This window comes from Dyadobacter bucti (genome assembly GCF_005869225.1).
Taxonomy (GTDB): domain Bacteria; phylum Bacteroidota; class Bacteroidia; order Cytophagales; family Spirosomataceae; genus Dyadobacter; species Dyadobacter bucti.
This window is the reverse complement of sequence record NZ_SWFP01000005.1, coordinates 661,383-674,228: the sequence shown is the minus strand read 5'-3', so window position 1 is coordinate 674,228 and position 12,846 is coordinate 661,383. Positions and strand designations below refer to the sequence as shown.

The window sequence follows — 12,846 nt, the reverse complement described above, 5'->3', positions numbered from 1 at the left end:
AGCTGGAGGAAAGGGAGGAGGGAGGAAAGGGAGGAGGGAGGATTAAGATGTCATGCTGGGCTATCACTACCTGATTTTTTCAAGGCTCTTTAAAACCCGCCGCGCCTCTTCTAATTTTTTAAGTACAAACGGATCATTGGCGTGGCTTTTAACTTTGGCACTCACCTTGATTTTAGATATATCAATTAGCCTTTTGTCAGCATTTTTCATTACTCGACTTTATTTCTCTAAACAACGATCTATTAAATTATCTAATAATTCTTAAATTTTCACTAGATCCTAAAAAACATCCAATTCCCTCGTCCCCTTCCTCCTTTCCTCCCTTCCACCTTCCCTCCTTTTTTCTTCGCTACTTTTTTCTCAATTTTAAAAAATGGTACGCATATTTTACAAAGAAGGCAGATTAATCAAGCGCGAGAATGATATCCGTGAACTGGGCAAGGTCAAAAATCTTGTTTGGGTGGATCTGCAATCCCCCACTGCCGAGGAGGAAGAATGGGTGGAAAACAAATGTGAGATCAGTTTTCAGACTCCGCAGGAAATCGTGGAAATTGAAAGCAGTTCCAGGTTTTTTGAACAAAATGACACCATTAACGCCAACTCTAACTTCCTGAAAGTGGATCAGAATGGCTACGAAACTTACCCGGTTTCATTTATCCTCAACAAAAATATCCTGTTCACATATCGTCGCGGTGATTCTAAAACATTTGCAGACGCCGTAAAGAAAATGAAAGTCAGCCCAGATACTTTCCAGACCGGCGTTGACTTTATGCTGCTATTGCTTGAAACCAGGATCGAAGCCGATGCCGATTCGCTTGAAGCCATTTCGAGGGACATTTCCGCTATCAGTAAGGACCTCAGTCACGAACAAAAAGCACGTCAGGAAGTGCTGATCCGGATCAGTGGGTTACAGGAAATCACAATGATGCTGCGCGAAACAAGTATCGATAAACAGCGGGTACTTTCGGGTATTCTGCGGAGCCAGTATTTTCCGGAAGACAGGAAGGAACATCTCAGGATTATCCTCAAAGACATCAGTTCATTGCTGGAGTATACGACTTTCAACTTTGAGCGGCTCGAATATCTTCAAAATACCTTTATGGGTTTGATCAACCTTGAACAGAGCCAGGTGATTAAGATTTTCACGGTTGTAACCATCATATTTATGCCTCCAACCCTGATTGCCGGTATTTTTGGCATGAATTACGACCATATCCCATCTACCGGCGAACCCTGGGGATTTTGGGGTTCACTGCTACTGATGGTGTTTTCTTCGCTCGTGGTTCTGTGGTTTTTCAAAAAGAAAAGATGGATCTGATCAGCGCTGATAAATCGCAAAACGTCCGTTGAAAAACGACAAGTTGTAAAAAGGTATTTTTTTTGTCCCAGCTTTGGGATAGTATGGTTCCGGCCTGAATTTGTAGTCCATTACTATGAATCCAGCACCATTTTTATAGGCCCATTTAGCCATTTTAACAGTCGTCATCCCTTTTTTATTGGATTGAAGCTTGTAATTCTCGTGTGTCAGCAAGCGGGGATATTGTTCGTATTCGTTGAAAAAAAATGTCAGCGGCACAAACCCGCTTTTGTGGTCGGGAATGTCTTTTCGGAGCTTTTCATAGGATACAGGCAAATACTCCATCGTCGCATTGGTATATATGATCTGGCACATACCCACAACCCCGATCACAAAATACGCAGCAATCACAAGCTTCAACGCCCAGCTCCGAAAAGGTGCCAAACGATAAAGTTCGTACGCCAAAACCAGCATAAAGGGAATAAAAAGTACAAGGTAAAGCGCTCCGTTGGCCTTGGTGATCAGCCAAAACGATAGCAGTAACGTCAGCGAATAAACCCGGAGACGTACCGGAAGCAATTTAATGTAAGCGCGCTGGTTCCACAGTAAAAACACAAGCAGCAGTGAAACGGCAATTTGTTCAGGCGAATGAAAAAAAAGCCTGGGATAGGTTACCAACTGCAGGAGCTTTGAGGACAGACCGAATGCATTTTGCGTCGCCGGATCTCCCCGGAATTGTTGGTACCAGGCCAGCAATCCGTTGTCGGCCTGTATGATGTCAATGAAATATGCCAGACAGGTGAAACCACCCGCAATCATGAAAACCAAGGTACTCCGGTAATTGCGGGAACAGATCAGCGTGACCATTCCTGCTATTAAATATATAACACCGTTTAGATGTGTAAGAAAAGCAAGTCCTGCCAGCACAGCAGCAAGAAGGACTTTCCAGGTACTTTTTCTATCATGGTCGATCAGCAAAAAGGAACCAAACCCGAGAGCGGTCAGCATCATTTCCGGCCGGTTTTCGAAACTCATTTTTACCAAAAGCCTGTTGGCGAATACCAGTATAAGCATAGCAGGTAAGTACCATGAATAAATTTCCCCTTCCCTTTTTCTGATATAGATAAAGAGCTCGCCGACAATCGTATAAAAAAACACCAATCCAACAAACTGAAGGGCAGGTAACTGATAACCAAAAAGTTGGATAAATACCGCACCTACCAGCAGGAACAGTTTATGGCTCACCAGGATCTGATTTTCCCAGCCGAGCAGGCCTCTGAAAAACTCCGACCTAATTATACCCTCTTTTTGAAGCCAGAACGACTGTTCTGCAAACCAGGCATCATCGCCGGTAGGGTACCGGTGAATATACGTAAGCGAGGCAAGGGCAAAAAAACAGCAAGCAACAACGAATAGCTTCGTTTTTGAAATGTCGAACATTGAGTAAAAGTGTATTCAGTAAAGGAACGTTGATTCAGGGTATTGAGTAATTTGGGTTTTTCAGACAAACCGGTAATTACGGAATTCAAACAACCGCCTTCCGGTCTTCTTTTCAAACCAATATAATAGGGCATCTTTCAGACGAAACTTCTTTTTGGACGTATCCAGCTGTACTTTCCAGGTTTGCCGGGCAATCCTTTCTTTCATCACGGCAGGGTGTGTGCCTTCAAATAATTTCAATGAATCAAATTCTCCGTAGTCGAAGAAATCCTCCGATTTAAGGATTTTCTCCCATTCCTTGTCATCGTTCCAGAACCGGCTCACGTTCTTCATCTTTGTTTTCATCTGCACCGGGCTTTTCACCCAGCCATAATGATAAACTGCCGCACCCGAATGTTTGACATTCAACTTCGTACGCCCTTTCCTGAATCCCTGCGCATCACGGAAAGCAGAGATCTGCGGGTTTTCAAGTTTGTTTTCATTGCGGATAATCCTGATCTCCCGCCTGTACCATTTCCGGCTGTCCCCTACATAATCGTAAGTTCCGTAAAAATGGAGATAATCAAAAAGCAAAGCCTCCACCCGCCTATCATCGACATAGCGCTCGCAGGAATCAAGAATGGCCTGGTGGTATTTTTCGTGAACGACTTCATCACCCTGTATATAAAAAGCCCAGTCCGTATCGGGCGATATCTGTTTCAGCGCGTTGTCTGTTTCTACGGCCAGAACCCGCCCGCCGGCACGCAGGGACATGTCCCATTCGGATTCGACGATCCTGATTTTATCGGATGGAATGGCACGGATCAGGCTTAATGTATCATCGTCGCTATGACCAACACTGACGAGCATTTCGTCCACAACCGGAAGAATAGAGGTAATGGCTTCGACAATCGGGTAGTCGTTCTGGATTGCATTTCTGATAATTGTAAAGCCTGAAATCTTCAATTTTGTAATGTTTAAATTTTTGAGCGGGGGTGTTTTTTTGCGTCCGGATCAACGGATTGGCTCCAACAAAGTTAAAGTATTCTACAAAAGAATTTTTCTAAATAAGAATATCAATTTGCTATGTTTCTCCTTGAATTTTCAGCGCAAAGCGTGTAGATTTGTTTTACTTCAAAAACGCCCTCACTACCAGGGCTTGTCAAAATTTTTATAAATCTGATCCCCGTTAAAAGCTAAACTAATTATGTCACAAGAACTTACCAGGCAGGAACCCCTGTTGATAGAAGATCCGTTGCGTTTTGTTTTATTCCCGATCAAACATTCTGATATCTGGGAAATGTACAAGCGGCACGAAGCTTCATTCTGGACGGCAGAGGAAATAGATTTGTCCCAGGATCAGAAGGACTGGGAGAACCTGAACGACGGTGAGAGGCATTTTATATCACACGTGCTTGCCTTTTTTGCTGCTTCTGATGGTATTGTGAACGAAAACCTCGCTGTCAACTTTCTGAGCGAAGTACAATATGCAGAAGCCAAGTGTTTTTACGGATTCCAGATCGCGATGGAGAATATCCATTCCGAAACATATTCCTTGCTGATCGATACTTATATCAAAGATCCTGTTGAAAAAGACCATTTGCTACGGGCTATCGACACGATTCCGTGTGTTCAGAAAAAAGCCGAATGGGCATTGAAATGGATCAACAGCCCCGTTTTTGCCGAGAGGATCATTGCTTTTGCAGCAGTGGAAGGTATCTTCTTCTCGGGTTCTTTCTGCTCTATTTTCTGGCTGAAAAAACGTGGCCTGATGCCCGGATTGTCCTTCTCTAACGAGCTGATCTCACGGGACGAAGGTTTGCATTGCGAGTTTGCATGTTTGCTCTACACCAGACACATCGTTAACCAGCTGCCACAGGAGAGAGTTATCGAGATTATGATGGATGCCGTGAGAATCGAGCAGGAATTTGTCACGGATGCTTTACCGGTTTCCCTGATCGGAATGAACGCCGAGTTGATGAACCAGTACATCGAATACATTGCGGACTTCTGGCTGGAAAGGCTCGGATGTCCGAAACAATTCGGTTCGGCCAATCCTTTTGATTTTATGGAACTGATCTCACTTCCGGGAAAAACCAATTTCTTCGAAAAACGTGTCGGTGAATACCAGAAAGCCGGGGTGATGAGCGGGGTTAAAGACAAAGATTCCGGCCACAAAATTTCGTTTGATTCTGATTTTTAAAAGGCGAAAAGAATGTCTGCCCGAGCGAACGGGGCCGCCCGGCGGTCGAAGGAGTTCAACTCCGCTCAGGCAGACATTCATAAATTCTCCAACTCCTTCCAAACCAACTCGCTTTCGTAACCTTTCCCCAGGGCAAACCGGGCCAGTTTTTGTTTTAGCTTGAAAGCATCCGTCTCCGTTTTGGAAAGTAATGCTTTTTTCTTGGTCAGGATTTCCTTCAGGCCGGACAAATAAGCTGCATCTTCAATTTCGTTCATTCCTTTTTCAATACTGTATTCGCTCAGACCGCGGCGATGGAGCTCCTGCCTGATTTTCATTCTCCCCCAATTCTTGATCCTGAACTTTCCGCCTGCGTAGGTTTTTGCAAAACGTTCTTCACTCAGGTAATTCATTGAAATCAACTCCGCAATCAGTTCATCGGCTTCTTCGCCCCACACATTCCACTTTTTCAGCCGCTGCCTCACCTCATCCTGCGTCCTTTCCTGGTAAGCACAATAAGAAGCTGCCTTTTGCAGGATAAGCCTGTCCATGATTGTTTTTTAGTATTAAATATTATTAACAAGATGCAAGAATAAAGAAAATATCCCTGATGAATAACTATTTTTGGAATAATGTAACACCCCGAACCTAACCCGCCGAACCCCGATTGATCATGAATTTTAAAAGACGCTCATTTCTGAAACTTATTCCGGCTATACCGGGAATTTCCTATTTTTCTGAGTACACCAATACCCCGGCAGCCAGAATGTCCATGCGGTTTATCGTCGCCTCCGACGGCCATTACGGACAGCCGAACACCGATTTCAAAGCATTTCACGCGGATTTGATCAGTTGGGTAAACAGGGAAAAATTACAGAAAGGCGTTGATTTCATATTTTTCAACGGGGACCTTATTCACGATGATCCAACATTGCTTTACGATTTCAAAAGCACACTGGGGAATCTTAGGGTACCCTATTATGTAAGCCGCGGAAATCACGACAAAGTCGGGCTTGATGTCTGGCAAAGTACATGGGGCTATCCTACTAACCACAGTTTCTCAAAAGGAGAATATGCATTCGTTGTGGGCGATACTTCGAACGAAAAAGGGGAGTACATATGTCCGGATGCAAACTGGCTGAAAACCGAAATCGCCAAGTACAGCGACAAAAAGGGAATTTTTATATTTCTGCACATTACTCCTGCCAAGTGGACCACGCACGGCATCGAATGCAAGGAAGTGATTGACCTGTTTGAAAACACGCCCAACCTCAAAGCCATTTTCAACGGCCACGACCACGATCAGGACAGTACCAAAATGTACGGCAAAAAGCCTTATTTTTTCGACGGGCATTTCGGAGGAAACTGGGGAACGGCCTATAAAGGTTACCGCGTGGTGGAGATTTATGAAGACGAAACCTGGCAATCGTACCAATATAACCCGGCCGCTTCGCCGATTTTGAATACATTTTCAGGGAAAAGCTAAGACTTTCAAAAAGGGAGAATTTTATATTTCTGAAAATCCATCTAACTATGCGACCATCCTAATCCCAAAGGGATGAAATTATTATAGAAGGAAATAGTATCAAGAGCCGAAAACCCCGACGGGGTGACATTATGCCACCCCGTCGGGGTTCCGTTTTACAATAATTTCAGCCCTTTTGGCTTCTTTTCTTTGCTTATTTTATCTAGACCACCTTGATCAAATGGTTTTTCTTACCTTTTGAAATCAGCAGAAAACGATCCTGCAAAAGGCTGAAATCTCCTAATGCCTGCTCTGCTGAAGTAACTTTTATTTTATTCACACTCACCGCATTTTGCTGAATGGCCCGGCGTGCCTCGCCCTTGGAAGCGTAAACCTCCGATCGCGTCACGGTCGAGATCAAATCGGTAATGTTAGAACATTCGTTCCATTCCTGGCGTGTAATTTCAGTCTGCGGAACACCGTCAAAAATCGTATCAAATTCATCCAGCGCAATGCTCTGCAAAGTTTCGAGCGTAGCTTTCCCGAATAAAACCTCGGAAGCTTTCAACACCAATTGGTAGGCTTTTTCCGAATGTATCCGGATCGTAAGCTCTGCTGCAAGTGCTTTTTGCATAATACGCAAATGCGGCGCCTCAGCGTGCTGCTTTTCCAACTCCTCAATTTCTGTTTGGGACCTAAAAGAAAAAACCCTTAGATAGCGCGGTGAATCCTCATCGCTCTGGCTCAGCCAGAATTGATAAAATTCGTAGGGCGAGGTTTTTTCCGGATCCAACCAGATATTTCCGCCTTCGCTTTTCCCGAATTTCGAACCGTCAGACTTGGTGAGCAGCGGCGTTGTCAGTGCGTAGGCTTTAAAATAACCTTCTTCATCACCTTCTTTGCGCCGGATGATCTCAGTACCGGTCGTAATATTGCCCCACTGGTCGGAGCCGCCCATCTGCAGACGGACGTTTTTATTTTTATATAAATGATAAAAATCGTAGCCCTGCAAAAGCTGGTAGGAGAATTCGGTAAAAGATATACCCGTTTCAAGGCGCTTTTTAACCGAATCTTTTGACATCATATAATTGACGCTCAGGAACTTGCCCGCTTCCCGAAGAAACTGCAGAAAACCCATTTCCTTAAACCAATCATAATTATTGACCATTTCGGCCGAATTTGCGCCGCAATCAAAATCCAGGAATTGTTCGAGTTGCTTACGGATACCTTCCTGATTGAAACGCAGCGTGTCTTCATCCAGGAATGACCGTTCGGAAGCTTTGAAAGAAGGGTCGCCGATCATGCCGGTGGCACCACCTACCAAAGCAAAAGGCTTGTGCCCGGCCCTCTGAAAATGTACGAGAAGCATAATGGTCGCCAGATTTCCGATATGCAGCGAAGAAGCCGTGGGATCGAAACCAATATATCCGGATGTCATTTCTTTTCTCAGTTGCTCATCCGTTCCCGGCATCATGTCGTGCAGCATGCCGCGCCACCGCAATTCCTCTATAAAATCAATCGTCATTTTTATATTATTTCTTATTTCAAAAACAGAACCGCAAAGGTAAACTTTATAGGTTTCAAATACTTTCCAAACAAGGCAGTTTTAAATTTCAGCTGAACATATTATCAGGAAAGTGTCTATTTTAGCATAATTAAAAGATTTTTATGCACCTAATCCTCCAAACAATGTTCGGGCGCTACACACTACTTTTTATCTTGCTTCTGATCCTTCCGGTGCAGAGAGGCAGTGCTCAGTCCACTTACTGTAATCCGATGGATATTGATTACAAGTATAATTTTGAGCAACTGAATGAAAAGATCAGCTATCGTTCGGGTGCTGATCCGGTCATTATCAATCACAAAGGCGAGTATTTTTTGTTTGTAACGATTTCCGGCGGCTACTGGCATTCCAGAGACATGGTCAATTGGAAATACCTGACCGCCAACCGCTGGCCATTTGAAGATATGTGCGCGCCGGCAGCAGCCTCCGTCAGTGATACCTTATTTTTGTTTCAGTCCACTTTCGAACAGCGGCCCATACTCTATTCGGTGGCTCCGGAGACAGGTATCTGGGAATTTTATAATCGCTGGACGCCACGTCTGCCCAAAGATATCGGCCCCTGGGACCCGGCCCTTTTCCACGATCCGGATACCGACCGTTGGTTTATGTACTGGGGCTCTTCCAATGTGTATCCGATTTTCGGTGCCGAACTGGATCATTCCAAAAAACTGGCTTTCAAGTCACAGTACCAGGCCATGTTCTGGCTCAATCAGTACGAACATGGCTGGGAACGTTTCGGCCCCAACCATTCCGACCCATTCAAACCTTTTACTGAAGGTGCCTGGATGACCAAACACAAGGGAAAGTACTATCTGCAATATGGAGCACCCGGGACAGAATACAACGTATATGCCAACGGAACTTATGTTGGTGACGATCCGCTCGGGCCTTTTACTTATGCTCCTTATAATCCGGTTTCTTACAAGCCGGGAGGATTTGCAACCGGAGCCGGACATGGCAATACTTTTCAGGATAATTATGGGAATTATTACAATACAGGTACTTCGTGGATCGGCCTGAACTGGGCTATGGAAAGGAGGATTGTGAGGTATCCGGCAGGATTTGATAAAGATGGACAAATGTTTGCCAATACCCGCTTCGGGGATTTCCCTCATAAAACGGCAGATAAAACATGGAAGGGAAAAGGCGATGAATTGTTTACCGGCTGGATGCTGCTTTCTTATAAAAAACCCGTGACTGCTTCGTCTGTACTGGATACCATGGCTGCGGCCAAAATTACCGATGAGAATCCCAGGACTTTCTGGGCAGCAAAACAGAATAAACCGGGCGAAACGCTCACCATTGATCTGGAAAAGGAACAGGAGGTAAAGGCTGTTCAGGTGAATTACACGGATTACAAATCAACCATTTTTGATAACAATCCGGATAAAGTATATACGCAGTTCAGGATACTCACGTCAAAAGATGGCAAGAAATGGGACTTGGCAAGCGATCTTTCGCAGCAACCAAAACGTGACCGGCCTTGCGCCTACATTGAATTTCCCAAACCTGTACGAGCCCGGTATGTGCGTTATGAGCATATCTATGTAGCCTCCACTTTTCTTGCTGTGAGCGAGTTCAGGATTTTTGGGAATGGATTTGGAAAAGCACCGGAAACACCAGGGAAATTCACGGCTGTCCGTCAGAAAGACACGCGCAATGCAGACCTGAAATGGCAAAAAGTACCGGGAGCAACGGGCTACAATATACTCTGGGGAATCGCTCCGGACAAATTATACCAGACTTACCAATTCTGGCACGACGATCCGGACGGCTTTGAACTAAGGGCATTGAACGTAGGTGTGCCCTATTATTTCGCCATTGAAGCGTTTAATGAAAACGGGGTTTCAAAAATGAGTGAAGTTGTTGGTGTCAGATAGTCAGCTATCTAAGTTCTTCCTCTTCCGCTACAAACACAATGTTTTCGTAAATTGACGCCAATGGCATTGTAAGATCCAGAAGATCAAAATGAATAACGGCGTCAGGATTCTCAAAGGATTGATACGCCCAGATGTCCTGCTGATCTGTGCGGGTGTAGAGTTCTACATAATATTCGTACTGTGAAACCAGCATGTAATATTGTAGAGACGGAATGTTTTTGTAACGACGAAGTTTAAAATCACGATCATAAGTTGCCGAAGACTTGGATAACACTTCCACCAAAATACTAGGCTGACGAACAATGTAGGTACCGTTTATATCTTCCGGAGCGCAGGTTACGATTACGTCTGGATAGGGATAGTAGAAATTTTTTATAGCTTCCAGTTTAATATTTTCACCAAAAGTTCGGCACCCCTTAGGACGAAAAAAATCTTTTAAAAGAGTCCGGACATTATCTACAATGTCATTATGGTTCATGGTCGTCCCAGCCATAGCGAATATTTCTCCATCATAATATTCATGACGGATTTCGCTTTTTTCTTCGATTTCAAGATATTCTTCTACTGTGTATCTTTTTTCAGATACTTGTGTGTGTCCCATATCATTCGTAATTGAGTTCATAGACAACAAGTTACAATAATATTCGCAAAAAATAGCAAAACGAACCTGCTAGCTCTGCTGGGCCCACAATAGAGAAGAGTCGCCATAGCTCAGAAACCGATAACCATTATCCATTGCTTCCGAATAAATGCCTTTCCAGCGTTCCCCAACAAGTGCTGCGACAAGTAAAATAAGAGTCGATCCTGGCTGATGGTAATTGGTTATCAACCCTTTACATAACCGGAACTGATAGCCTGGAAAAATAAAAATCTCTGTTTCCCCAACTAAAAAATCAAGCTTAGAACTATCCATATAATCTGCAATAGCTTGAAGCGATTCCTTGGCAGAAGGCAGTTCGTGCTCATCGAAAGGGTAAGGGTATAATTTTTCGATATGAAATTCGGCAGTTTCCGAACGGTAGAGTTTGACGCCGAACCAGTACAGGCTTTCCAGCGACCGCATGGAAGTAGTACCGACCGGCACGATCATATTTCTATTTTCCAGTAATTCGCCGATCACTTTTCGGGTAAACACGATCTGTTCCGAATGCATGCGGTGCTCCGTCACCGAACTTACTTTAATCGGCTGGAATGTACCGGCTCCGACATGAAGCGTAAGAAAGGATTTTTGTATTCCTTTTCCTTCCAATTGCTGAAATATCCTCTCTGTGAAGTGCAGCCCAGCAGTAGGCGCGGCTACCGCCCCGTCGTGATTTGCATACACAGTCTGATAGGTTTGTTTGTCAGCCTCTTCGGTCTCCCGGTTCAGATAAGGGGGCAGCGGGATTTCGCCTAGGGCCTGCACGATTTCCAGAAACACCAGATCCTTATCCCAGGATAATCTGACATGATTTTTTTCATAGTCGGCATAATCAACTTTCAAAATGACCTGCCGACTATTCATCTCTAAAACTGTTGTCAGCGTATCATTTCGCTTCCAGCGTTTTTTGTTTCCGATCATACATTCCCAGACGCAGGAATGCTTTACTATCATGGCTTCACTGATCACACGGCTTGGTGATTCAGGATGCAGAAGCAAGATTTCAATGGTTGCGCCAGTGTCTTTTTGAAAATATGCCCGGGCGGGAATCACCTTGGTATCGTTGAAAACGAGGAGTGTTCCGGAAGGTAAAGCGGCAGGCAGATCCGTAAAATGCTGATGACTGATTTTTTCGTCTTTATAAATCAGCAGCTTCGACTCATCACGGTTTTGCAATGGATATCGTGCGATCCGCTCGTCAGGTAAATCGTAAAAATATGCCTCTAACTGAATGGATTCCGCTTTTTCTAGCCAGTCGTTTTTCATCCCGCAATTCGTTTCTTTCTATTCTTTGTCGTCAGGCACCGGCGTCCATAACAGACGTACCGGAAGAAGGAACAACATGATCATCAATGCGAGACCAGCATAATACAGCCAGGAAAAATCGAAGACATCCATTTTGTACTGCATACTGTTGATGGTAGCCAAAGCAAAAAGGCTGAACCCGATAATCGTGTTGATCACAGCTACAAGGCAGAAAAGCCAGTTGGTGAGATGCTCGTCCAGCTCCTCGCGATGCTTCGCCCAGGTTTCTCTTTTTAGAATGGGAAGATGCCTGGAGTCCATATTGGGAATCTGCCTGGCAAGACGTGTGATAAATACATTGTTAAGTAAAAACAGTCCCATAACAATATAAAATACATGCTCTTTGCTCAGATATCTTTCTGCAAGGCCCGAGTCGGAAAAGTCAACGGCAACCATTTCCGGAAAAACGGAATAAGTCCACACCAGCGCCCCTATTACCAGCAAAACCGACAACCAACGCCATACTTTAACACCAAATGTTGCAATTTTCATGAATTAGTAACCCAAGAAGGTTTTTTTCGCCATAGTAAATTTGGGTGCAAAATTAGGTTGGGGACTTTCTAAAACCTAATTGATATCGCATCATTAAGCAAAAGTCTTACCATTTTTTCCGTAAGGTTGGCCCATGGATCCGCACCCAACATTGCTGGTTTGCTCGTATAAACTTTGATATATTTGTTCATAAAATCAGCCTATGAGAACGCCAAAACATTTTGCCGGATTAAACGAAATTCAAATTGGACTTTTGAGAATGTTTGACCGAAAGATTCCTGACGATGAAGTACTTGAGATAAAAAGGGTGCTTGTCAAACACCTGAGTGAAAAATTATTTCAAGAAGTAGACAGGATAACGCTAGAAAAGGAAATCTCTGAAAAAGACTACAAAATGCTGGAATCCGAAGATGTAAGGACAAAATCCAAAAACTCTGATGAGTAATATCAGGGCTGTAGTTGACACCAATGTGCTGATCAGAACTATCAACAGGACAAATTTCGATTTTTTCATCTACGAGGCTTTTTCCAATGAGCGTTTTGACTGGGTTGTAAGCACTGCAATCCTCGACGAGTACGAGGAAAACTGACTGAGTTTTACT

The 12,846-nt window shown here is 44.1% G+C and carries 13 protein-coding genes; 6 read left to right on the top strand and 7 right to left on the bottom strand.

Annotation, left to right across the window (positions count from 1 at the left end; genetic code table 11):
* The first annotated feature begins 373 nt into the window (after positions 1-373).
* Positions 374-1,318 (top strand): magnesium/cobalt transporter CorA, encoded by a 945-nt coding sequence (gene corA / locus FBF61_RS19680; RefSeq protein WP_138480411.1) that lies wholly within the window; start codon positions 374-376, stop codon positions 1,316-1,318.
* Here corA and FBF61_RS19675 read toward each other — a convergent pair whose 3' ends face one another.
* The gene (locus FBF61_RS19675) at positions 1,319-2,737 is read right to left on the bottom strand and encodes a hypothetical protein (protein WP_138480409.1); all 1,419 of its coding nucleotides are present in this window, start codon (positions 2,735-2,737) and stop codon (positions 1,319-1,321) included. It abuts the gene before it with no gap.
* Between the two features lie 60 nt (positions 2,738-2,797).
* A complete protein-coding gene (locus tag FBF61_RS19670; protein ID WP_138480407.1) occupies positions 2,798-3,682 on the bottom strand; it encodes a glycosyltransferase family protein in 885 nt (294 codons plus the stop codon).
* Positions 3,683-3,923: 241 nt separating this feature from the next.
* Here FBF61_RS19670 and FBF61_RS19665 point away from each other — a divergent pair, with 241 nt between their 5' ends.
* Positions 3,924-4,919 carry a ribonucleoside-diphosphate reductase small subunit gene (locus tag FBF61_RS19665; protein ID WP_138480405.1) on the top strand — a complete coding sequence of 332 codons (996 nt, stop codon included), beginning with the start codon at positions 3,924-3,926 and terminating at the stop codon, positions 4,917-4,919.
* A gap of 77 nt (positions 4,920-4,996) precedes the next feature.
* On the opposite strand, the gene FBF61_RS19660 is transcribed toward FBF61_RS19665, so the two are convergent.
* Positions 4,997-5,449, bottom strand: a complete 453-nt coding sequence (locus FBF61_RS19660; protein ID WP_138480403.1) for a regulatory protein RecX — start codon at positions 5,447-5,449, stop codon at positions 4,997-4,999.
* 122 nt (positions 5,450-5,571) lie between these two features.
* Here FBF61_RS19660 and FBF61_RS19655 point away from each other — a divergent pair, with 122 nt between their 5' ends.
* Positions 5,572-6,384 (top strand): metallophosphoesterase family protein, encoded by an 813-nt coding sequence (locus FBF61_RS19655; protein ID WP_138480401.1) that lies wholly within the window; start codon positions 5,572-5,574, stop codon positions 6,382-6,384.
* Between the two features lie 202 nt (positions 6,385-6,586).
* Here the strand turns inward: FBF61_RS19655 and tyrS are convergent, their stop codons facing one another.
* Positions 6,587-7,882, bottom strand: coding sequence for a tyrosine--tRNA ligase (gene tyrS / locus FBF61_RS19650; protein WP_138480523.1), 1,296 nt, complete (start codon positions 7,880-7,882; stop codon positions 6,587-6,589).
* A 149-nt stretch (positions 7,883-8,031) separates the two neighbouring features.
* Here tyrS and FBF61_RS19645 point away from each other — a divergent pair, with 149 nt between their 5' ends.
* The gene (locus tag FBF61_RS19645; RefSeq protein WP_138480399.1) at positions 8,032-9,807 is read left to right on the top strand and encodes a discoidin domain-containing protein; all 1,776 of its coding nucleotides are present in this window, start codon (positions 8,032-8,034) and stop codon (positions 9,805-9,807) included.
* Between the two features lie 4 nt (positions 9,808-9,811).
* On the opposite strand, the gene FBF61_RS19640 is transcribed toward FBF61_RS19645, so the two are convergent.
* The 3 genes from FBF61_RS19640 to FBF61_RS19630 are packed head-to-tail and all read right to left on the bottom strand — an operon-like array spanning position 9,812 to position 12,244.
* Positions 9,812-10,429, bottom strand: a complete 618-nt coding sequence (locus FBF61_RS19640; RefSeq protein WP_138480398.1) for a Uma2 family endonuclease — start codon at positions 10,427-10,429, stop codon at positions 9,812-9,814.
* A 48-nt stretch (positions 10,430-10,477) separates the two neighbouring features.
* A complete protein-coding gene (locus tag FBF61_RS19635) occupies positions 10,478-11,713 on the bottom strand; it encodes an S-adenosylmethionine:tRNA ribosyltransferase-isomerase (RefSeq protein ID WP_138480396.1) in 1,236 nt (411 codons plus the stop codon).
* An 18-nt stretch (positions 11,714-11,731) separates the two neighbouring features.
* Positions 11,732-12,244 (bottom strand): hypothetical protein, encoded by a 513-nt coding sequence (locus FBF61_RS19630; RefSeq protein WP_138480394.1) that lies wholly within the window; start codon positions 12,242-12,244, stop codon positions 11,732-11,734.
* A gap of 202 nt (positions 12,245-12,446) precedes the next feature.
* On the opposite strand from FBF61_RS19630, the gene FBF61_RS19625 reads away from it, so the two are divergent.
* A complete protein-coding gene (locus FBF61_RS19625) occupies positions 12,447-12,689 on the top strand; it encodes a DUF8507 family protein (RefSeq protein WP_138480392.1) in 243 nt (80 codons plus the stop codon).
* Positions 12,682-12,834, top strand: a complete 153-nt coding sequence (locus FBF61_RS19620; RefSeq protein ID WP_138480390.1) for a PIN domain-containing protein — start codon at positions 12,682-12,684, stop codon at positions 12,832-12,834. Before FBF61_RS19625 ends, FBF61_RS19620 begins: the two co-directional genes overlap by 8 nt.
* The last annotated feature ends 12 nt before the right edge of the window (positions 12,835-12,846 follow it).